The sequence below is a fragment of the Pantoea sp. CFCC18177 genome, from assembly GCF_059412425.1.
In genome coordinates this window covers 1-19,444 of record NZ_JBNBPL010000034.1, presented here as the reverse complement: position 1 = coordinate 19,444, position 19,444 = coordinate 1, and the positions used below count along the sequence as shown (strand labels likewise).

Below are 19,444 nucleotides of genomic sequence, written 5' to 3'. Positions count from 1 at the left end.
TGTGGAGCGGCGCGATAAATCGCGCCGCTACCATTAATGTGCTTCCAAAGGAGCCGCAATGAACCGCCAGAATCTGTTCAAGCACATCAGCCAAACCTACCAGATCGAACCTGATTACCCGTGGAAGAAACACAGCGCATATGCGGTGCTGCGCCATCCGCGTCACCGCAAATGGTTTGCACTGGTGTTTCCGCTGGAGAGCCATAAACTCGGTTTAGCCGAGGGAACCGTGGTCGATGTGATGAATATCAAAACCCGCCCGGAACTCACCGGTTCACTGCGCCAGCAGCACGGCGTCTATCCGGCTTATCATATGAACAAAGAGCACTGGATCAGCCTGACGCTTGAAAATGGCCTGCCGGACGGTGAAATCCTTTCATTACTGGATGAGAGCTTCAGCTTGACGTTTTAGGTCGTCGCGCCAGAATCACGTTCAGCGGTGACATCGGGAACGGCAGCATGCGCTGCGTCTCCTCAATCTCAAACCCCGCTTGCTGTAGCGCGAGAGCCAAAGCACCCTCATCGGTTACACTGTAACCTCGCATCATCAATGGCGTGAAGAAAGGCAGGATCTGTCGGGCCTCAGCGGGGTTATCTGGCACCTCGGCGTGAGCACTGATCAGTAACCCCCCGGGTTTTAACCGCGCAAACCACTCACTCAGCATCGCCTGACGATCCTCCATAAAATAGAGAAACGATGAACTCCAGATGATGTCGACCTGACGCTGCGGCGGAAATTGCGCCACAGCACAACAGCGGTGGGTCAGTCCCGCTCTCTCGATATTCCGCTGTGCCACGGCGGCGGTCTGTGGCAAGTCAAACACGATGGCGGAAAGCTGGGGAAATCGCTCTGCTAAAGCAATACTGATCAAACCCGGCCCACCGCCCATATCCAATAACAGCGCTGGACGCTGAAAGTCCGCCAGTCTATCGGCGATAGCGCAGGCGGTCTCTGCGCTGAGTGCACGCTGTTCCTGAGCAATTTGATGCAGTGCTGCATCGGCCCAGGCGGTATCTATTTGCAGCGGATCTTGCCAGCCCGTTGCCGGTTGGGTGAGCAACTGAGGTAGCCGCAGGGCAAATTGCTGCAATACCTGATGGCGATAGCGCCACGCATCACCGATGAAGCGCGAACCGCCGCTGCACAGAAACAGATGAGCACCGGGCGCGAGTACAAAGCAATCGCCTTCCAGCGTGAGCAATTCCAGGCTCCAGAGTAAGCGTAAGAGATGGTTAGCCTGCTGTGGCTGCCAGTCATGATGCTGCGCGACCTCGAGGGCTGTTGCCGGTAGCGCCAGGAAATCGAACAGTTGGCTATCGAATGCCAGCGCGATTGCACCATTCAGTGCATGTTGCGCCAGCAGCGCGTCCAGTGTTGGCAGAGGTGAATGCATAAAAGGTCCTGTGCAGAGAGTGAGAACACCAGACTAGCCTTTCATGCGAATGCAATTTATTCTCATTTGTCTGCGAGGCGGTGGATTAACTCTGCGAAACGGAGAAATGATGCAACAACCCGGAAAGCTGCACGTGCGCCAATTCGATTTGGCACAAGGCATGCGTCTGGTGCAGTCGGACTACTGGCCCTTACAGCCTTTGCATGAGTCGTCACATGCCAGCAGCGATCAGCCGCAACTGGTGCTGACCTTTGGCATGCAAGGCGCATCGCGTTTCCGGGAAAGCAACGGGCGTGAAATCGCGTTTAATGCCGGGCACCTGACCGTCACCAGCTTTCAACGCAGCGTGGGAGAGCGCCTGTATCGTGCGGGTGAACGGGTGCAGCAATTACGCTTGATCCTTAACGCCGCCAGTGTCCGACACTATTTTGGCGAGTCAAATGCGGAGCCTATGTTGCAGCCCAATCTGCAGCGACATCTGTTTAGCCGCTATGGGCAAGCAACTGCGGCACAGCTCAGACACATGCATGATGACCCGCTGTTATTAGAGATACAGGCGCTAACCTTGCTGGCCCTACACCGTCATCAGCTTCAGCCCGAGACGCTTATGCAAAAACGGCACCCACAGCAGGTGGAGAAGGTCGAGCAAGCACGGGACTGGATGCGCGACCATCTGGCCGAAAACTTCTCGCTCGCAACCTTAGCACTGGCTGTGGGGTTAAGTGAATACCAGCTGAAATCTGGCTTCCAGCATCACTTTTGCTGTACGCCGGGTGCGCTGCTTTTGCAGATGCGAATGGAGCATGCACACCAGTTACTGGAGCAGGGATATCAGGTGGCACAGGCGGCATGGCAGGTGGGCTATCAGTATCCACGCAATTTTAGCGTTGCGTTTCAGCGCTATTTTGGCCGCCCAGCAAGTGCGGTTACCGGGCGGAGAAGGCAGGATTAACGCGAACGGCGCGAGGGCATCATGCGCAGCAGCGTGTTGTCTTTAAACAGGTAATGGTGAGCCAGAGCGGCGAGAGCGTGAATGCCGATGAGCCAGTAACCATAGGGGGCTAATGTTTCATGCCAGTCTGCAATGCTGTCAGCAAAATCCGGGTCGGGATTGCTGCTCACCGGCATCGGAATGCCGAAAATCCACCAGGTGCGCCCCATATAGAAGCGCGACAAAATCCCGAGGATAGGCAGCACAATAAAGAACAGGTAGATCGCCAGATGCATCAGATGCGCCAGGCCGGTTTGCCAGTGTGGCGGTTTGGGCACAATCGCCGGGCTACGATGACGGAAACGCAGCATGACGCGCGAGAGCATCAGTACCAGCACACAACTGCCCGCGCTGAAATGACCGATGATCATGGCAAATCCTTGCCATGAACCACGCGTCGCCAGACCGCGAAACTCCATGGTGCAATAAGCAGTGGCCACCAGCACGAAGGTTAGCCAGTGGAGAAAAATCTGCGAGGGGGCGTATTTAGTGCTCATGTATTATCCATAAAATGCGTTGCATACGACGTAACATAGCGGAAAGCGCGCTGAATTAATTCATATTTTGACACATCCCTCGCAGCAATGTTTACGGTTGGTGTTCAGTTGCTTGCAGTAACTGACTGAGTAACAGCTTCAACTGTTGTTGCTGTGTGCCATCCAGTGTTGCGAGGAGTGCATTTTGCGTCTGGGTATGCACCAGCAATGCCTGTTCAATCTTTTTACGTCCTGCCTCCGTCAACGTGACCAACATACTGCGCTTATCGTCGGGATCGGCTACGCGCTCGATAGACCCGGCCTCGGCCAGGCGGTTGAGACGATTTGTCATCGCCCCCGAGGTGACCAGCAGCGATTTGTACAACTGCGTAGGAGAAAGGCAATAGGGTGCACCCGCGCGACGCAGCGTGGCCAGCACATCAAATTCGCCGTCATGGAAATCAAACGGGGCAAGCGCTTCCGCTCGCGCTATGGCGAGGTGCTTCATGATGCGCAGCATGCGGCCAAATACCGCCATGGAAGAGGCGTCCAGTTCAGGCATCGCCTTGGCCCACTGTTCCGTTACAAAGTCGACGTGATCGGCCATTTTTCTCCCTTTGTGCTGTGGCATTTCTGCATTGATGATTTGTTGCTTTGTGCGCATCCCACTTTCGCGCTGCCGAAAAGTATCTTAACGTTAAGATACTTTGACGCACAAGGAGATGCCAAGTGAATCGTACCTTACCTGCAATCGGCATGTTTGCCGTACTGGTTTTTATTATCGCACTGAATTTACGCCCGATTATGGCGGCAATGGGGCCGCTGTTTCCGTTATTGCAACGTGATGCGCAGCTTAATGCCACGCTGCTGAGTTTACTCACCACTTTACCGGTAATCATGATGGGACTGGCGGCGCTGGCTGGGCCAATGCTACTGCGCGCGTTGGGCGAAGTCAGGGGCATTACAGCAGGGTTAGTGCTTTTGGCGTTGGCCTGTCTGGCGCGCGGTGTGGCGCCATCCGCGTGGGTATTGATCGTCAGTGCCGTGGTGGCAGGTGTCGGTATTGGCTTGATTCAAGCCTTGATGCCCGCGTTGATTAAGCGCCATTTTGCGGCGAACGCCGGCACGTTAATGGCGCTTTTCACCACCGGGATTATGGCTGGTGCGGCGCTGGCTGCCGCCACGGCTGCACCCTTGGCCGACGCACGTGGCTTGGGCATGACATTGGCGATTCCGGTGATACCCGCGGTGATTGCGCTGCTGTTATGGTTGATGACCTTACGTCCTGGCGCGCCATCCCTTTCACCACCGCGTCTTAAAGTGGCATTATCCGGTCGAGCCTGGCTGCTGATGGTGTTCTTTGGCATCGGAACCGGTGCCTATACGCTGGTGTTAGCCTGGTTGCCACCGTTTTACATGCAATATGGCTGGCTGCCGCAGCAAAGCGGCTATGTGCTGGGGGCGCTGACCTTGACAGAAGTGGTCGCGGGATTTGTGTTGACGGCGTTGATCCATCGTTTCCGCGATCGTCGTGGCCCGCTTATGCTGGTGCTCACATCGATTTTACTCGGGTTGCTTAGCCTGATGTGGCTTGGCGGTGCCAATGCCTGGATTCCGACTCTGTTGCTGGGATTGGGGATTGGTGCGTTATTTCCGCTTTCCTTAATCGTCACTCTGGATCATGCACATTCGCCAGAAGAAGCAGGCGCGTTGTTATCCTTCGTGCAAGGTGGGGGATATTTACTGGCCGCGTTGATGCCACTGATTGCCGGTATCGTCCGTGATCGCGTGGCTTCGTTAGACAGCGCATGGGCAATGATGGGTGTAGGGATTGTGATATTGATGATGATGGCGCGGCGGTTCAAACCGCAGATGGCATAATTGGTTGCGGCAAGAAACGGTTGTTTCGTTGTATATCATGTTTTATAACGCTGCTCTCGCCTTATCTTTGTTCATCAAAAGGAAATGATCACGTGAATCTGTTTATCTTTTACGTAGGCGGCAATGCCGGGAAATCTAATATTGAAGTGCATGACATTCAGTTTGTTGCCGCTGAACAGCCAGAAGATGCCTGGCCCGCGCTGCGAGAAGCCTGGTTTGGCGATGCCGATAAAATCCATGTTGATGGCTATGCCCGTGTAACTTGGGCGGATGGCTATCGTGTATCCTTGTCTGATCAACCCGCCACTGGCAGTGAAAAGCTGTTCTTTGTCAATGCCGGTGCGTACCATCCCTCCACGCTGGCGGAGTTGCATGCCTTTGATCTGTTTGTGGCAAAGGATGTTAAAGAAGCCAAAGCCAAAGGTTTAGCCAACCTGCTGCCGGGTGCGGATCATCAGCATAAAGACAATCTCAAGGATGTGGATGATTGCTTGTTGCTGGAAAAAGTGGGGAATATGTATATCCACTTAACCCCAGACGCTAATGGCGAATCTTTCCGCCCTGAGTGGCAGGGCTATCAGCCGATCGGTATTGCGTGATTTGGTGCGTTGTTATTGGTCGCCATAAATGGTGTAAAGCTTGTGATTCAAGTGACTGACGATAACGCAGTCTGGAGCCACACCGGGGCTGGCGGTCCTCGCACCGCTGTCGCGGTGCCTTCACTTCACTCGTCTGCCTTACGGACCGGTGCCGATGGAACATCCATGTTCCAGCGCCACCTTTCGCCCGCGTCCTGCGGGCTCTCCTGGCATACTCGCTCAGCTCAGCGCTGCGGATGCCTGCCCCGGTGTGGCACCAGCCTGCTCATCACCTTCAGTGAGTGTTGTCAAAAGGGCAAAAAATGGCTGAGGCCATGATGCTTCTACTGCGCCGTTCATGATGACCCAACAGCGATGAAGCACGGTTCTTGTAGGGTGCGCATTTATGCGCACTTCTTTAAAATACCTATTTTCAACTTTAACCAGTAAAAATCAGGAGCCGTAATGTCACCACAGGTAGGAGTGGGGTGTTGATTTTCCGCGAAGGTAAATTACTGCTGGGGCGTCGCAAAGGCAGCCACGGATCGGGAGACTGGTCAGCACCCGGCGGGCATCTGGAGTTTGGTGAATCGCCGGAGGATTGTGCGCGAAGGGAAGTACTGGAAGAGACAGGTTTAGTCTTGGGTGAGTTAAACAACGGCGCGTTTGTCAGCGATGTCTTTCCCGAGGTCAATAAGCACTACATTACGCTGCTGCTGGTGGCGCAAGACCCACAAGGCGAACCACAAACTCGCGAGCCGGAGAAATGTGAAGGCTGGCAGTGGTTTGCCCCGGAAAATCTTCCGCAACCGCTATTCGCGCCACTGCGAACCTGGATTGCGCGTGATGGGTTAGCGGCTCTGCAACAACTGGCACAAGCGTCTTAAAGCGCGAGGGCCATAATGGTCACCGTTTCCCCTGAGATTTCCCGCTGCTCAACATCCTGCCAGCCAAAGCGGCGATAAAGTGCCTGTTGATCCGGCGTATACAACCAGAGTGTGGGGATCGATCTTGCGCGCGCTTCGGCAATTAATCGTGTGACTAAGGCACTCGCCAGTCCTTTGCCGCGATGTTCTCTCGCCGTTATCACCTCGCCCAACCAAAACTCACGCTCGGCGTGATCATCTAATTCGTAATGGATAATACTGGCGGTGGCCATCAGTTCACCTTCAGTGCTGGTGGCGACCAAGGTGAGGGTTTGGGCATCAGCGGCATTGCGCTGCCGTAATCGCTGTTCAATCACAGCAACATCACACCAATTAGCAAGATCGCACCATTCACGATGCAACATCTGTGTCACGTCATTCAGCAACGCCATTTGGTTGGTCAGCAGGCTAATTTGCATCAGTGAACCTCCATTTCCCCAAGAGGGAAATAACATAGCGGTTCGTTTCTAAGATTGCCATTACCCATAGTTTGGATGCATTCAAGGGAAAGGTGACGGGCGGCCCGAGGGCCGCCGCGACAACAGCAACTACCTGACTTCATTCGCAACGGCCACCGCGTCTTCGCCAGCCGGAATACGCATCGGCGCGTTAGGATCGGTGGCTGCGCGCCACACCGCCTCGGCAACATCTTCGGCTTTGGTGGTGGGCTGGGGTTGCTGCATCCCCGCCATGATCCCCTCCAGCATCGGCTGATAGGCTTCGAGGAAAGTCTCCTCCATTCGTGACATGGCGTTTTTACCGAAATCGGTGGTGGGGGCGAGGCCCGGCAACACCAGGCGAACATTGACGTTGAAGGGCTGTAACTCCAGCGCCAGCGACTCGGTAAAGGCATTCACGGCAGCCTTACTGCCGGAATACACCGCCAGCAGCGGCAGTGATTTCAGCGTTACTGTCGATGTCACATTGATCACCGTGCCGCCGCGCTTGGCGCGAAACTGCGGCAGCACAGCCTGCGTCATGGCAATGGTACCGAGGGTGTTAGTCTCGAATACCTCGCGCACCGTTGACATCGGCAGGCCTTCCAGCGCGCTCAGCACGCCTATTCCTGCGTTATTCACCAGCACATCAATGTCACCCGCCTCGGCAATAGCCTGCTTGATGCTGTCGGCGTTGCTGACATCCAAGGGCAACAGGCGCAGATGATCAGACACAGGGAAAAGTTCAGGGCGCGGATTGCGCATGGTCGCGATCACCTTCCAGCCGCGCTCCAGAAAATAGAGTGCCGTCGCGTGACCAAAGCCAGAAGAACAGCCGGTGATTAGAATGGTTTTCATCTTTCACTCCTGCATTGCATTGGGTAGATGCTCACTATAGAGTCAGTGATGTGGACTCACTACAACGCAACGTCCATTATTCATTCGCAGGAGTCCATAATGATCGATCCCTTAGCGGAGATGGTGTCGCTGCTACAACCACAAGCGGCCTTTTCAAAACGTGCGCGTGCTAATGGTCGCTGGCGTGTGCAGCGCAGTGAAACCGGACAGCCTTTCTACTGTCTGGTGCTGGAAGGCCGCAGTCAGTTAAAGATGAAAGGGCAAGATCCGATTGCGCTGGAGCAGGGCGATTTTGTGCTGATCCCAGCCGCGTGGGAATTTTGCATGACCAGCGCCGAGCCGCCGGACATTGATGCACCTGAAACGTTGCCAGAGATGCTCGGTCCCGGTGAGTTTTGGATCGGCGATCGGCAGCAGCCAGCAGAAGTGCAAACGCTAATAGGTTATTGCCAGTTTGCTGCGCCCGATGCGGGATTGATCGTCTCGTTATTGCCTCAGTTTATGCATATTCGTGGTGAATCACGTCTCGCCACTTTGGTACAACTGGTGATGGATGAGTGCCGGGCACAGCGCCCAGCACGGCATGTGGTGTTAGAGCGATTGCTGGAACTGCTATTGATAGAGGCGCTGCGATCGATGCCACTCTGCAACGCCTGCCCAGGTGTGATGCGTGGCTTGGCGGATGAACGCCTGGCATCGGCTATCCGTGAAATGCACGCCAATCCGGCGCACGCCTGGACGGTTGCCCAACTAGCGAAAACCGCTGCACTCTCACGCTCTGCTTTCTTTGTACGCTTTCGTGAAGCGGTGGGCGTCGCGCCGATGATGTATCTGCTCACCTGGCGCATGGCACTGGCCAAAAACTTGCTGCGCGGTAAAAACATGGCCGTGGCAGAGGTGGCTGAACGCGTGGGGTACCGTTCGGCTAGCGCCTTCAGCGTGGCGTTTACCCGTTATGTGGGTCAACCCCCCGCAGGGTTTGCCGCTGCAGAGGCGGTTTAGCGGTAGAGTTTCAGATTGCCCGTCAGGCGGGTAATTTTCTTCTTAGGCCCAATCAGGCCGATGGCCACCAGTTCAATATTTTCACTGTGAGCGCTGGCAATACGCTCGCCGTACTCATCATAGGTTTTGCAGGATTGAGCCAGTGCGCTGAAGGGCATGGCAAAGATTTCAACATCCGCACTACTGGTTTTTTGTAGCTCGCGCAAGGTGTTTCCCTCGGCCAGCAACACTGGTAGAGGCGCGTATATCACGCCGGGATAATTCAATCCATCGCCGCTTTGCTGGTCTGGCCCGACCAAATTATCGATTAACTTGCCAAAACTGATACCAATCACGCTGGCAGCATTCATCGCCAGCCCGGCAGGCAGTTGGTTGTCGATAACAATGGTACAGCGGTGATGGTTTGCATCGAATTGCATCAGTTCACTCCTTGAGATGTTGAGTTCTTCTTGGGCGCTGCTCGTTTCAGCTGATAAAAATTATGCTTCAGACAAAGAGAAAAGTGCTTGCGTAATACATTGCAAAAATCGTCATTTAGGGATAAACCGTTCCTTAATCATCCATTACAGGAAAGGATTATCCTTCAATGAGCCTAAGCAAGACTGATCTCAACATCCTCGAACTCTTGCAGCAGGATGCGCGCATCACCAATCAACAACTCGCCGATACCATTGGTCTCTCTGCATCGCCTACCTGGCGTAAAGTCCGCAAGCTGGAAGAGGATCAGGTTATCCAGGGATATCGCGCTGTCCTCAATCGTCGCAAGATTGGCCTGAATGTGATGGTCTTTGTGCGAGTCACCATCGACAGCCATAGCGAAGCCGAAGCGCGGAAGTTTGAAGCAGAAGTCACGGCGCTCGACAATGTGGTTTCTTGCTACAGCATTGGTGGCGATGCCGATTTCTTATTACAGGTGGTTTCTGCGGATATGGATGCTTACGCGGAATTTGCTATGTCAGTGATTCGCCGCTTGCCGGGTATTAAAGAGATGCAGAGCATGTTTGTGTTGAAAGAAGTGAAAGGGATGACGGGTTTACCGTTGTAAACCATACCCCCAACGAATGGAATAACTCTTGCATCCTCTCCAGCAATAAATGCCGTCTTTTGCTGGAGATGTCCGTGAACCTCAATACCTACAAATACTTCAATGAAGTGGCCGCCACCGGTTCGATCCGGCGTGCGGCAGACCGAATGCACGTTGCGCCATCGGCGATCAGTCGGCAGATAGCCTTACTGGAACACACGCTGGGTGTGATGTTGCTGGAGCGAACCAACACCGGCATTCGTTTGACGCCCGCCGGTATGATGCTGGAGCGCTTTACGCGCAAGATGTGTCGTGATCTCGACCGCATCCATGAATCCATCAAGAATTTAAAAGGGCTGCGTGAAGGGGAAGTGAAAATATGGGTAATTGAAGCGGTGGTACAGGCGATTTTGCCGCGCATCATGACCGATTTTAATGAGCATTACCCGGCGATACAGTTCTCAATAAATAGCGAATCGTCAGACCGCACTATCGAAGCCATTATTCGTGACGAGATTGATATTGGCATTGTGTTCAATATGGGCGACCGCCCTGGAATAGAAGTGATTAAGCGCTGTCCTGCACCAATTCAGTGCCTGGTCTCGCCGCAACATCCGTTGGCCCAACACGCGTCTCTCACGTTGGAAGATATTTGTTTTTATCCTATCGCCTTGCCGGTTTCCAGTTTTGGCATGCGGCAAACCTTTGACCGGGTCACGCGCAGTTTGCATCTGCATCCGCAATCTATCGTCAATACCAACAACCTTGAACTCACCAAAGCCATGGCGATAGCGGGGCGCACGTTGACCATCGGGCCCAAACAGATTGCCGCGCGAGAGATTGAGCAGAATATGTTGCGTGCTATCCCGATTGATAATGACGCGATGGAATCGGCCAACATTGAAATATGCGTCCATCGCGATCGCACCCTCTCTTTTGCCGCGCATCAGTTCCTTAAGCATGTTTGCCGGGAATTTAACTAACGATATTTAGCAGCCTTAACCACCTCTTTCATAATAACTTTCCCTTATTGGTGGAATAAAAAGTGAGGAAATTGACCGGGTTATTTCACACGCTTCAGGTGTTCTAAAAGCGGCAACACGGTGTGCTGCATTCGATATTACAGCTGGTGGCAACGTGCATGATATCTATTGCCCATCGAAGAATTTCAATCAGAACCTGAAACGTATACGCCAACAAGGGGAAAGCCATGCCGGACATAATGACTAACGGAATTCGAACGCATTACGAAATTGAAGGAACGGGTCCGGCAATTATTTTTGTCTCCGGATTAGGAGGCACTGCCGCGTACTGGCAGCCACAGGTCAAAGCCTTTGCACAAGACTATACCGTGGTGACTTACGATCAACGCGGCGCAGGCAGTTCAGACCATCCAGCCGGACCTTACAGCATTGCTACTCTGGTGGAAGATTTAGCGGCGCTGATAGCAGAACTGAAGTTAGCGCGCCCGGTGCTGATTGGTCACTCAACCGGTGGTGCGATTGGCCAGTTGCTGGCAGCGCGTCATCCGGATTTGCTCGCAGGCATGGTGCAATACGCCAGTTGGGCGAAATCCGATATGCATTTTAACTGGTGCTTCCGCATGCGCCGTGCGCTGCTGCTCGGCAGCACAATAGAAGAGTATGTGCACGGCAGCGCGCTGTTCCTGTATCCGCCAGAGCACATTAAAAACCATGCCGCCACGCTGTCGCCAACCTTGCTGGCTTCGGCCACGCGTTTCCCGGCTCGCGAAGTAGTACTGAGCCGCATTGACGCCATTATGGCGCACGATGCCACTGCGCTTCTGGCCGATGTTCAAACGCCCACGCTGGTGCTGTGCGCGCAGGACGACATCCTGACGCCGCCTTATCAGTCGCGCTTGCTGGCGGAAAATATCCCGCACGCCGAACTGAAAATCGTGCCGCACGGTGGCCACAGCTTTTCCGAGACCGAAACCGATCTGTTTAACCAAATCACACGCGAGTTTATCGCGGGCATTTACGCGTCAGCGTCATGAATTAAGGAGCGTCTTGATGAGCAGTTGTGAAAATCGCAATGTCGAGTTCGGTGTGTTTTTGCCGGTAGGTAATGGCGGCTGGATCACCTCCACGACCAGCCCTCAGTTGCCAGCAACCTATGATTACAACAAACAGGTGACGATTCTGGCGGAACAGCTCGGATTCGATTTCGCGTTATCGATGGCGAAATGGCGCGGCTACGGCGGTCCATCACGTCACTGGGATGTCACGTTAGAAAGCCTGACCACCATGGCGGGCCTGGCCGAAGCCACCAGCCGCATTGGCGTCTGGGGCACGGTGCACACCATGGTGTTTCATCCGGCGGTGGTGGCAAAAATGACCGCCGTGCTGGATCAGATCTCCAACGGACGTTTTGGCCTCAACATCGTTTCCGGTTCGAATCCTACCGATCAGGGCCAGATGGGATTGTGGATGGATCTCGATCACGCCGAACGCTACGAGCTGGCCGCCGAGTGGTTGACGGTGCTGAAACGCTTGTGGAGTGAAGATCGGGTTGATCATCAGGGCAAGCACTATCAGCTCACGGACTGCATGTCGAATCCGAAACCTAAGTCTGTTCCACCCATCATCTGTGCGGGTGCCTCGGATCGCGGCTTCCTGTTCACCATGGAGCACTGCACCGGCAGCTTTATGCTCGGTTCAGATCATGATGACTTCATTAAAACCGGGCTGCGCGCCAAAGAGTTGGCGATGCAGCAGGGTAAACCCGATTTCAAAACCTACGGCTTATTCACCATCGTGCCGGGCGCTACCGATGCCGAAGCGCGTGAGCGTGTGGCGTTGTATGACGCAGGCGTTGACACCATCGCGCTGGACAATCAGACCCGCGAATACTCCGGTGATAAGAGCTTTAAACAAAACACCATGGCGCAACGCTTTGTTTCACAGGGTGAGCAGCGCAATTCCATGACGCGCGCGGCGCTGGTGGGATCGGCTGAAACCATCGGCAACAAGCTGGCGGCGATCGTTAAAGGTGCGCAACTGGATGGCGTCACCGTGATTGTGCCGGACTTTATCGATGACCTGCGCATCGTCGGCACCGAGGTGCTGGAAGTGCTGGAGCATCACGGCGTGAACACCCACGCGCGGGCATATCAAAAATCATTAAACGCATCCTAAGGGCGCTATTAAAAGCGCTTCTGCAATAAACCTTAATTACTTTGCCGGGAGTCGAACGATGAAAATAAAGATGATGGTAGCGTTAGCGGTGGCGGCGGTATTCGCCAGCAACACTGTTCAGGCAGACGAAAGCAAACCGCGTGTGGCGGCGTTATTCACCCAAACGGTGACGCAGGGCTCATGGGATATGGCGGGCTATGCGGCTTTCAAGTCCATGGCAAACAAAGAGGGTTTTGCACCAAGTTATCTGGAGCACACCACCTATGAAGCTGCGCCTTCGGTACTGCGCCAACTCGCTTCTGATGGCGTGAAACTGATTATTGCCCACTCTTCCGGCTATTCGGCCGCGATTAAAGAAGTGGCACCATCATTCCCAAATACCCAGTTCGTGCTTTACTCCTATGAAGGCTCTACCGCTAACTTGCCGAACTACTCTGCATGGTCTGTGGACTGGGACGAATACGGGTTCGTACTTGGGGCACTGGCGGCCAGCGCCAGTAAATCCGGTCATATCGCGGTGATCAGCGGTGAGCCGATTCCTTCAGCTGAGCGTACCGTGCAGTTTATTAAGAAAGGCGCGGCCTATGTGAACCCGAAAGTGCAGGTTGATTCCGCTTATGTCGGCTCCTTTACCGATGTGGCGCGCGCCAAAGAGATTGCCACCGGGGCGATTGCGCGCGGTGCTGATTTTGTTATCCCGTCTGCTGATACCGCCGATGCGGGCATTCAACAGGCCGCGGATGAAGAGGGCGTGCTGACCATCGGTTCTTATACCGATCAATCCAAATCCTTCCCGAACTCCATCATGACCTCAACGGTGATGAACTTTGATAAATCCTACGCGGACATCGGCAAGCACTATGCCGATCACCAGTTAGGCAATCGCATCATTACCGAAAATCTTTCAACTCAGGGTTGGACACTGTCGACGCCGTTTGCCCATGTTGATAAATCGGTGCAGGACAAAGTGTTCCAGGTCATTGCTGACCTCAAGTCTGGCAAGGTCAAGATTGAGGAGTAACCGATGACTGACCCGCTCATTGAACTCGACCATGTCTCGAAGCGTTATCCGAATGGTTTCGTGGCGCTGGAAAAAGTGTCGCTGTCACTCTATCCCGGAGAAATTCACGCGTTGCTGGGTGAGAACGGGGCGGGTAAATCCACTTTAATGAACATTCTGTATGGCGTGCACGAACCGAGCGAAGGCGGCGTGCTGATGGGCGGGCGACAAGTGCTCCATCGTCGGCCCGCCGATGCTATCGCCAACGGTATCGGGATGGTACATCAGCATTTCAAACTGGTGGCACCTTTTACCGTCGCCGAAAACCTGGCGCTGGTAGCGCGCGGTGAACAGCGTAAAAAGTTACGCCGTCACGCTGATATTCGTGCTTTCATTCAGCGTTACGGCGTTGAACTGAATCCCACTGACATCGTCGGTCATTTGCCGCTGGCGTTGCAACAAAGGGTCGAGATCCTCAAGGCGCTGGTAAACGACACCCGAGTGCTGCTGCTGGATGAGCCGTCCACCATTCTCACACCCACGGAGATCCGCGATCTCTACGTCACGCTGCGCCGCATCAGTGATAAGGGGACCGCCGTGGCAGTGGTCACCCATAACGTGGATGAGGTACTGGCCAATGCCGACCGTTACACCATCTTACGCCGGGGTAAAAACAGCGGTAGTGGGATGACAGCAGACAGTTCAGCAGCGCAATTAGTCGAGATGATTGTTGGCCGTGCAGTCAGCAGCGGCACGCGGCTCGGGGCACAGCGTGCGGCGGGCGAAGCGCAACTGCAGTTGTTGTCAGTCCATCAGCGGCCAGGCAACGGCTCTCCCGGCTTGCAGGATATCAACCTGACGCTAAATGCAGGCGAAGTGATTGGCGTCGCGGGCGTTGAAGGCAATGGGCAGAGCGAGTTGTTTGCCGTGCTGGCGGGAGAGCAGCAGCCAGAGAGCGGTGAGGTCCAACGCAGCCATGCTCAAATCACGTTGGCACTGGTACCGCAGGACCGTCATCACGAAGGTCTATCACTGGATCTGCCGGTGTCACATAACCTGCTTTATCCCGACATTATGCAGGGTGCTTATCGCCGTTTTGGTTTGCTCAATCACGCGGCGATTGCCGTTCGTGCCAACGAGATGATCGACCAATCCGATATTCGCACCCACTCTCACGCCAGTCCGGCGCGTTCATTGTCAGGCGGTAATCAACAGAAAATTGTGGTGGCACGAGCCATGGCGCAGTCGGCCTCGATCATCGTGGTGTATCAGCCGACGCGCGGGCTGGATATCGCAGCGGCTGAAGCCGTGCTGATGCGACTGGCAGAGGCTGCGGACGCAGGTACCACAGTTTTGATCATCTCTTCCAATATCGAAGAACTGATTCGTGTGTCCGATCGCATTGTGGTGATGAACGGGGGGCGCATTACCGGTGAAGTCACCGGCGAGGCGATGAACATTGAACGGATTGGCACGCTGATGACTTCTGGTCGCAGCGAGCCAGTAAAGGCTGCAGGAGGAGTACATGTCTGAATCTATGGCCGCACTGACGGAAACCCGCGCGGGCTTGCGTCGCTGGCTAATCCAGCTCAGCGCATCACGTTCGCTGTGGGTCACGCTCACCGCCTTTATAGGATCGCTGATCCTCGGCCTGGCGCTGATCGCCGCGCTTGGCGTGCCGCTGCAAGCCGCGATCAGCACCGCCTTTGAGGGCGCATTAGGTTCGGTGCGTGCGCTCTCCGATACGCTGGTATTTATGACGCCGCGTCTGTTAGTGGCGCTCGGGGCTTTAATTGCCATCCGTGGCGGGATGTTCAATCTCGGCGGTGAGGGGCAGCTGCAAATGGGGGCTATCGGTGCCATGTTGCCGTTTTTGGCGTTAGGCGATGTCGGCCCTTTGCTGTTGCCGTTGGCCATTCTGAGTGGTGCGCTGTGTGGGGCAATATGGGGCGCAATTCCAGCCTTACTGAAAGTGTGGCGCGGCGTAGATGAAATCATCGTGACGCTAATGATGAACTTTATCGCCATCTACACGCTGAAATATCTGGTGCAAGGGCCGATGCGTCCTGTGGGTTCCAATTTCAATATGTCTGCACAGATTCCCACGGATGGCGTATTCCAGCAGGTCATTGAGGGCTCGCGCCTGCATGCTGGGGTGTTTCTGGCACTGCTGATTGCCTTGGCCGTATGGGTGATGCTGAACCACACCGCGTTTGGTCTTCGGTTACGTGCCAGCGGACAAAGCCCCCGTTTTGTCCGGTTGCAGGGCCAATCGGCGACGAAAACCGTGCTGACCAGCATGGCCATTTCCGGCGCGGTCAGCGGGCTGGCAGGGACTTTTGAAGTGCTGGGCGTGCAGTATCGACTGATCGACGGCTTTTCCTCTGGGTTGGGATTCGAGGGATTAGCGGTGTCGTTTTTAGCTGGGCTGCAGCCGTTCGGTGCAGTCATCGTCTCGTTCTATTTTGGCGCAATCAATAGCGCAGCGCTGGCATTACAGAGCACCTTCTCGATTCCGGCAGCGCTGGCTGATGTGCTGGGCGGCATGCCGATTTTGATTCTGGCGGTATTGAGCGGCGTGATGCTGGTGAAAGGGAGGCCGGTATGGAATTCAACACTGTAACCCTGGCGCTGTTTCTGGCGGGGGGATTACGTCTCTGCGTCCCGGTGTTACTGGCGGCGTTGGGCGAAACTATTTCTGAGCGCGCAGGGGTTTTTACCATCGGACTGGAAGGCTTGATGTTGTTCGGGGCTGCGTCTTCCGCACTGGGATTAATGTTCAGCGGTTCACCGATTATCGCGCTGCTGACCGGCATGGCAGGGGGCTGCCTGGCTGCACTGCTGCTGGCACTGGGCACGGTACTGGCGCGCGCCAATCAGATAGTCATGGGCATTGGTTTTAACCTGTTTGCCATTGGCGTGACTTCGTTGATGCGTCAGCTGTGGCTGAGTGGCGCGCCACCAGCGGGATCGATGCGGGCTGTTTCCATGATGAAGTTGCCGGGGCTGTCAGATTTACCGGTGGTGGGTCGTGCACTGTTTTCTCAAAGCCCGGTGTTCTACATCGCGGTACTGGTCGCGGTGGCGCTCTGGGCGCTGTTGCGCTTCACCCGCGCGGGTTTATTGATCCGTGCTGTGGGTGAGAACGCCATTGCCGCCGATGCAGCCGGTCACTCCGTGCTAAGTATCCGCTTTAGCGCCACCTTGTTCACCGGCGTGATGGCCGGATTAGGCGGAGCCTATCTGTGCATCGTGGCTTCGGGTGGCACCTTCGTTGACAACATGACGGCCGGGCGTGGCTATCTGGCGATTGCAATCACGATCTTTGCGCGCTGGATGCCGCTGCGCGTGCTGCTGGTGGCGATTGTACTTGGCCTGCTCGAAGCCTTGCAGTTCCAGGGGCAGTACATCGGCGTGAATATCGCGCCATCACTGTTAATGGCGATGCCGTTTGCCGTGGCGCTGATTGCCTGGGTGATGATGGGTAAAGCAGGCGCAGCGCCTGCTGATCTCGGGCGGCCTTTCTTACGCGGTTCCAGAAGTTAATCATTTCAATAATCAGGAGAAGAAGATGAATCAGGCAATCAATCCGGAAGGCTGGATTATCGGGAAAACCGCCACAGGGCTTAACCACCTCAACTGGGGCGTAAAAGCCGGCAACCATGTTTACGTCGCCGGGATGCTGTCTACCGATCCGGTGGATGGCAGCCTTGTGGGTATTGGCGACATTGAAGTGCAAACCCGTCGCGTGCTCGACAGCATCAAAGTGGTGCTGGAGTCAGCTGGCAGCAGTATGGATCACGTGGTGATGAATCAGATCTTCCTGCGCGACCTCGACGATTACCACAAATTCAACGAAATCTACGTGAGCTATTTCCCGACCATTCTGCCAGCGCGTTTCTGCGTGAAGCTGGAGATGGTACGTCCAGAGTTCCTGGTGGAGATCGCCACTACCGCCGTGATCCCGCAATAATAGCTGACTTTAATCGCACTGAGGATGTTTGCATGCAATACCGTTATCTCGGGCGCAGTGGGCTGAAGGTCTCTGAAATCTGCCTTGGCACCATGATGTTTGGTGGTGCCACGGATGAAGCCACTTCACAGCGCATCATTGCGGACGCCCGCGCCAGTGGCGTCAACTTTATCGATACCGCCGATATGTACAACAAGGGTGAATCTGAGCGCGTGGTCGGCCGGGCGATCGCCACCGATCGTCACAGTTGGGTGCTGGCGACCAAAGTCGGCAACCCAATGGGTGATGGGCCGAATCAACGCGGCATGTCGCGCAAATGGATCCGTGAAGCGGTACATGGCTCATTAGCACGGCTCGGCACCGATTACATCGACGTGCTCTATATGCACAAAGCCGATTTTGCCGCACCGCTGGAAGAGATGGTCTTAGCCTTTGCTGACCTGATTCGTGAAGGCAAAATCGGTTACTTTGCGGTGTCCAATTTCAAAGCCTGGCGCTTAGCGGAGACCGTGCATTTGGCACGGGAAGCGGGCATCTGCGGGCCGGTTGCCACCCAGCCACTGTATAATCTGGTGAACCGCGAAGCCGAGGTGGAAGTGTTGCCGTCCGCCGCGTATTTCGGCGCAGGCGCTGTCTGCTACAGCCCGTTAGCACGCGGCATTCTGACCGGGAAGTACGCGGTTGGCGCCGCTCCGGATAGCAACAGCCGCGCGGGACGCGCCGACCCCCGCATGATGGAAGCCGAATGGCGACCGGAATCCTTGCAGGTGGCGAGTGAGCTGGCAGCCTATGCCGAACGTACCGGACGTAAACCAGCGCATTTCGCGCAGCAATGGGTGATGCGCAATCATCTCGTGACCAGCACGTTAGTAGGGCCGCGCACTTTCGAGCAGTGGCAAGATGGCCGTGCTGCGCTGGAGTGTCCCTGGACAGAGGATGATGAGGTGTTTTGCGATCGCTTAGTCTCACCCGGTAAAAGCTCTACCCTCGGACCGGTTGATCCTCATCATCCGATTGAAGGGCGGATTGCTCGTTCCTTTAGCGAGGGGGCATGATGACAGACGCTCTGGTTTTACCCTCTGTTGCCGATGCCTATCGTGGCGGAATGCGCCAGCTCGCCGCTGGCGTTTGCCTGATTACTACACGCTTCAATCAGCTGCCCGGCGGAATGATTGCCACAGCAGTGACCTCCGTCAGTGCGGAACCGCCAACGCTGTTGGTATGCGTCAACCGCAGCGCTTCAATGTTTGAGATGATTGCGAAGAGTAGCCATTTTTGCGTCAACGTATTGGCGGCAGAAGCGTTAGAACTGGTCGATGTTTTCAGCAACTCGGCACGTCGTGATGAACGTTTTGCCTCCGGTCAATGGCAGGATGATGCGCAGGGTTCACCGATGGCAGCCGACGCGCTGGTGGCGTTTTCGTGCCGCGTGGCCAACATCGTTGACTGGCATACCCACGCGATTTTCCTCGGTGAAGTGACGGAAGTGATGCACCCTAGAGTCGATGCGCGTCCGTTGGTGTATCTCGACCGTGGGTTTCATCAGCTGAGTGAATTGTAGCGGCAGCGGGCGGCGTGATGGCCGCCCCTTCAACGCTGTTGGTCGCCATAAATGGCAACCCTACGACGATCGGCGCGGTTTTTTGTAGGGTGCGCATTGAGGTGCAAACCGGGCACATAGGTAACACTTTAGACCGGGCACATGGGTAACAGTTATAAATTGGCATAGCAGAGGAGACTCACTAT

At 55.2% G+C, this 19,444-nt stretch carries 23 protein-coding genes; 17 read left to right on the top strand and 6 right to left on the bottom strand.

Annotation, left to right across the window (positions count from 1 at the left end; genetic code table 11):
• Positions 1-58: 58 nt before the first annotated feature.
• Entirely contained in the window at positions 59-412 is a 354-nt protein-coding gene (locus ACPUC8_RS23910; protein ID WP_039333875.1) for an MmcQ/YjbR family DNA-binding protein, read from the top strand.
• Here ACPUC8_RS23910 and ACPUC8_RS23905 read toward each other — a convergent pair.
• The gene (locus ACPUC8_RS23905) at positions 396-1,394 is read right to left on the bottom strand and encodes a methyltransferase domain-containing protein (protein WP_494927548.1); all 999 of its coding nucleotides are present in this window, start codon (positions 1,392-1,394) and stop codon (positions 396-398) included. The two genes, ACPUC8_RS23910 and ACPUC8_RS23905, sit on opposite strands and share 17 nt — an antisense overlap.
• A 109-nt stretch (positions 1,395-1,503) precedes the next feature.
• On the opposite strand from ACPUC8_RS23905, the gene ACPUC8_RS23900 reads away from it, so the two are divergent.
• Positions 1,504-2,346, top strand: coding sequence for a helix-turn-helix domain-containing protein (locus ACPUC8_RS23900; RefSeq protein WP_494927547.1), 843 nt, complete (start codon positions 1,504-1,506; stop codon positions 2,344-2,346).
• On the opposite strand, the gene cybB is transcribed toward ACPUC8_RS23900, so the two are convergent.
• Positions 2,343-2,882 carry a cytochrome b561 gene (gene cybB, locus ACPUC8_RS23895; protein WP_494927546.1) on the bottom strand — a complete coding sequence of 180 codons (540 nt, stop codon included), beginning with the start codon at positions 2,880-2,882 and terminating at the stop codon, positions 2,343-2,345. The two genes, ACPUC8_RS23900 and cybB, sit on opposite strands and share 4 nt — an antisense overlap.
• A 91-nt stretch (positions 2,883-2,973) precedes the next feature.
• Entirely contained in the window at positions 2,974-3,468 is a 495-nt protein-coding gene (locus ACPUC8_RS23890) for a MarR family transcriptional regulator (protein ID WP_494927545.1), read from the bottom strand.
• Between the two features lie 122 nt (positions 3,469-3,590).
• Here ACPUC8_RS23890 and ACPUC8_RS23885 point away from each other — a divergent pair, with 122 nt between their 5' ends.
• The 3 genes from ACPUC8_RS23885 (at position 3,591) to ACPUC8_RS23875 (ending at position 6,207) form a co-directional block, all read left to right on the top strand.
• The gene (locus ACPUC8_RS23885; RefSeq protein ID WP_494927544.1) at positions 3,591-4,742 is read left to right on the top strand and encodes an MFS transporter; all 1,152 of its coding nucleotides are present in this window, start codon (positions 3,591-3,593) and stop codon (positions 4,740-4,742) included.
• Positions 4,743-4,834: 92 nt separating this feature from the next.
• Positions 4,835-5,341, top strand: coding sequence for a DUF1543 domain-containing protein (locus tag ACPUC8_RS23880; RefSeq protein WP_494927543.1), 507 nt, complete (start codon positions 4,835-4,837; stop codon positions 5,339-5,341).
• A gap of 467 nt (positions 5,342-5,808) precedes the next feature.
• On the top strand, positions 5,809-6,207 hold the full coding sequence (locus ACPUC8_RS23875) for a nucleotide triphosphate diphosphatase NUDT15 (RefSeq protein WP_494927542.1): 399 nt from the start codon (positions 5,809-5,811) through the stop codon (positions 6,205-6,207).
• Here ACPUC8_RS23875 and ACPUC8_RS23870 read toward each other — a convergent pair.
• Together ACPUC8_RS23870 and ACPUC8_RS23865 are read right to left on the bottom strand one after the other, a co-directional pair.
• Positions 6,204-6,665, bottom strand: coding sequence for a GNAT family N-acetyltransferase (locus tag ACPUC8_RS23870; protein ID WP_494927541.1), 462 nt, complete (start codon positions 6,663-6,665; stop codon positions 6,204-6,206). The genes ACPUC8_RS23875 and ACPUC8_RS23870 overlap by 4 nt on opposite strands.
• 129 nt (positions 6,666-6,794) lie before the next feature.
• A complete protein-coding gene (locus tag ACPUC8_RS23865; protein ID WP_494927540.1) occupies positions 6,795-7,541 on the bottom strand; it encodes an SDR family oxidoreductase in 747 nt (248 codons plus the stop codon).
• A 99-nt stretch (positions 7,542-7,640) separates the two neighbouring features.
• On the opposite strand from ACPUC8_RS23865, the gene ACPUC8_RS23860 reads away from it, so the two are divergent.
• Positions 7,641-8,543 carry an AraC family transcriptional regulator gene (locus ACPUC8_RS23860; protein ID WP_494927539.1) on the top strand — a complete coding sequence of 301 codons (903 nt, stop codon included), beginning with the start codon at positions 7,641-7,643 and terminating at the stop codon, positions 8,541-8,543.
• On the opposite strand, the gene ACPUC8_RS23855 is transcribed toward ACPUC8_RS23860, so the two are convergent.
• Positions 8,540-8,962 carry a DUF2000 domain-containing protein gene (locus ACPUC8_RS23855; RefSeq protein ID WP_039335565.1) on the bottom strand — a complete coding sequence of 141 codons (423 nt, stop codon included), beginning with the start codon at positions 8,960-8,962 and terminating at the stop codon, positions 8,540-8,542. The two genes, ACPUC8_RS23860 and ACPUC8_RS23855, sit on opposite strands and share 4 nt — an antisense overlap.
• 167 nt (positions 8,963-9,129) lie before the next feature.
• Between ACPUC8_RS23855 and ACPUC8_RS23850 the strand changes: the two genes are divergently transcribed.
• The 11 genes from ACPUC8_RS23850 (at position 9,130) to ACPUC8_RS23800 (ending at position 19,259) form a co-directional block, all read left to right on the top strand.
• Positions 9,130-9,588: an Lrp/AsnC family transcriptional regulator gene (locus tag ACPUC8_RS23850; RefSeq protein ID WP_039335564.1), complete on the top strand. Its 459-nt coding sequence runs from the start codon at positions 9,130-9,132 to the stop codon at positions 9,586-9,588.
• Positions 9,589-9,662: 74 nt separating this feature from the next.
• Positions 9,663-10,550 carry a LysR family transcriptional regulator gene (locus tag ACPUC8_RS23845; protein ID WP_283228481.1) on the top strand — a complete coding sequence of 296 codons (888 nt, stop codon included), beginning with the start codon at positions 9,663-9,665 and terminating at the stop codon, positions 10,548-10,550.
• A gap of 227 nt (positions 10,551-10,777) precedes the next feature.
• On the top strand, positions 10,778-11,584 hold the full coding sequence (locus ACPUC8_RS23840) for an alpha/beta fold hydrolase (RefSeq protein ID WP_039335562.1): 807 nt from the start codon (positions 10,778-10,780) through the stop codon (positions 11,582-11,584).
• A 16-nt stretch (positions 11,585-11,600) separates the two neighbouring features.
• Positions 11,601-12,725 carry an LLM class flavin-dependent oxidoreductase gene (locus tag ACPUC8_RS23835; RefSeq protein ID WP_494927538.1) on the top strand — a complete coding sequence of 375 codons (1,125 nt, stop codon included), beginning with the start codon at positions 11,601-11,603 and terminating at the stop codon, positions 12,723-12,725.
• 58 nt (positions 12,726-12,783) lie between these two features.
• Complete coding sequence (locus ACPUC8_RS23830; protein WP_058972419.1) at positions 12,784-13,746, top strand: BMP family protein; 963 nt, start codon at positions 12,784-12,786, stop codon at positions 13,744-13,746.
• Positions 13,747-13,749: 3 nt separating this feature from the next.
• On the top strand, positions 13,750-15,258 hold the full coding sequence (locus ACPUC8_RS23825; protein ID WP_494927537.1) for an ABC transporter ATP-binding protein: 1,509 nt from the start codon (positions 13,750-13,752) through the stop codon (positions 15,256-15,258).
• Complete coding sequence (locus tag ACPUC8_RS23820) at positions 15,251-16,348, top strand: ABC transporter permease (RefSeq protein ID WP_494927536.1); 1,098 nt, start codon at positions 15,251-15,253, stop codon at positions 16,346-16,348. The genes ACPUC8_RS23825 and ACPUC8_RS23820 overlap by 8 nt, the downstream gene beginning before the upstream one ends.
• A complete protein-coding gene (locus tag ACPUC8_RS23815) occupies positions 16,330-17,271 on the top strand; it encodes an ABC transporter permease (protein WP_494927535.1) in 942 nt (313 codons plus the stop codon). Before ACPUC8_RS23820 ends, ACPUC8_RS23815 begins: the two co-directional genes overlap by 19 nt.
• Before the next feature lie 25 nt (positions 17,272-17,296).
• Complete coding sequence (locus ACPUC8_RS23810; protein ID WP_058972416.1) at positions 17,297-17,698, top strand: RidA family protein; 402 nt, start codon at positions 17,297-17,299, stop codon at positions 17,696-17,698.
• A 32-nt stretch (positions 17,699-17,730) separates the two neighbouring features.
• On the top strand, positions 17,731-18,753 hold the full coding sequence (locus ACPUC8_RS23805; RefSeq protein ID WP_494927534.1) for an aldo/keto reductase: 1,023 nt from the start codon (positions 17,731-17,733) through the stop codon (positions 18,751-18,753).
• Positions 18,753-19,259 carry a flavin reductase family protein gene (locus ACPUC8_RS23800; RefSeq protein ID WP_494927533.1) on the top strand — a complete coding sequence of 169 codons (507 nt, stop codon included), beginning with the start codon at positions 18,753-18,755 and terminating at the stop codon, positions 19,257-19,259. Before ACPUC8_RS23805 ends, ACPUC8_RS23800 begins: the two co-directional genes overlap by 1 nt.
• Positions 19,260-19,444 lie beyond the last annotated feature (185 nt).

What these genes read in the sequence shown, in the direction of transcription:
- ACPUC8_RS23825 (WP_494927537.1), top strand. Translation starts at nt 13,750, where the DNA reads ATGACTGACCCGCTCATTGAACTCGACCATGTCTCGAAGCGTTATCCG.
- ACPUC8_RS23810 (WP_058972416.1), top strand. Translation starts at nt 17,297, where the DNA reads ATGAATCAGGCAATCAATCCGGAAGGCTGGATTATCGGGAAAACCGCC.
- ACPUC8_RS23830 (WP_058972419.1), top strand. Translation starts at nt 12,784, where the DNA reads ATGAAAATAAAGATGATGGTAGCGTTAGCGGTGGCGGCGGTATTCGCC.
- ACPUC8_RS23820 (WP_494927536.1), top strand. Translation starts at nt 15,251, where the DNA reads ATGTCTGAATCTATGGCCGCACTGACGGAAACCCGCGCGGGCTTGCGT.
- ACPUC8_RS23855 (WP_039335565.1), bottom strand. Translation starts at nt 8,962, where the DNA reads ATGCAATTCGATGCAAACCATCACCGCTGTACCATTGTTATCGACAAC.
- cybB (WP_494927546.1), bottom strand. Translation starts at nt 2,882, where the DNA reads ATGAGCACTAAATACGCCCCCTCGCAGATTTTTCTCCACTGGCTAACC.
- ACPUC8_RS23835 (WP_494927538.1), top strand. Translation starts at nt 11,601, where the DNA reads ATGAGCAGTTGTGAAAATCGCAATGTCGAGTTCGGTGTGTTTTTGCCG.
- ACPUC8_RS23890 (WP_494927545.1), bottom strand. Translation starts at nt 3,468, where the DNA reads ATGGCCGATCACGTCGACTTTGTAACGGAACAGTGGGCCAAGGCGATG.
- ACPUC8_RS23815 (WP_494927535.1), top strand. Translation starts at nt 16,330, where the DNA reads ATGGAATTCAACACTGTAACCCTGGCGCTGTTTCTGGCGGGGGGATTA.
- ACPUC8_RS23910 (WP_039333875.1), top strand. Translation starts at nt 59, where the DNA reads ATGAACCGCCAGAATCTGTTCAAGCACATCAGCCAAACCTACCAGATC.
- ACPUC8_RS23805 (WP_494927534.1), top strand. Translation starts at nt 17,731, where the DNA reads ATGCAATACCGTTATCTCGGGCGCAGTGGGCTGAAGGTCTCTGAAATC.
- ACPUC8_RS23905 (WP_494927548.1), bottom strand. Translation starts at nt 1,394, where the DNA reads ATGCATTCACCTCTGCCAACACTGGACGCGCTGCTGGCGCAACATGCA.
- ACPUC8_RS23865 (WP_494927540.1), bottom strand. Translation starts at nt 7,541, where the DNA reads ATGAAAACCATTCTAATCACCGGCTGTTCTTCTGGCTTTGGTCACGCG.
- ACPUC8_RS23900 (WP_494927547.1), top strand. Translation starts at nt 1,504, where the DNA reads ATGCAACAACCCGGAAAGCTGCACGTGCGCCAATTCGATTTGGCACAA.
- ACPUC8_RS23840 (WP_039335562.1), top strand. Translation starts at nt 10,778, where the DNA reads ATGCCGGACATAATGACTAACGGAATTCGAACGCATTACGAAATTGAA.
- ACPUC8_RS23850 (WP_039335564.1), top strand. Translation starts at nt 9,130, where the DNA reads ATGAGCCTAAGCAAGACTGATCTCAACATCCTCGAACTCTTGCAGCAG.
- ACPUC8_RS23860 (WP_494927539.1), top strand. Translation starts at nt 7,641, where the DNA reads ATGATCGATCCCTTAGCGGAGATGGTGTCGCTGCTACAACCACAAGCG.
- ACPUC8_RS23870 (WP_494927541.1), bottom strand. Translation starts at nt 6,665, where the DNA reads ATGCAAATTAGCCTGCTGACCAACCAAATGGCGTTGCTGAATGACGTG.
- ACPUC8_RS23800 (WP_494927533.1), top strand. Translation starts at nt 18,753, where the DNA reads ATGACAGACGCTCTGGTTTTACCCTCTGTTGCCGATGCCTATCGTGGC.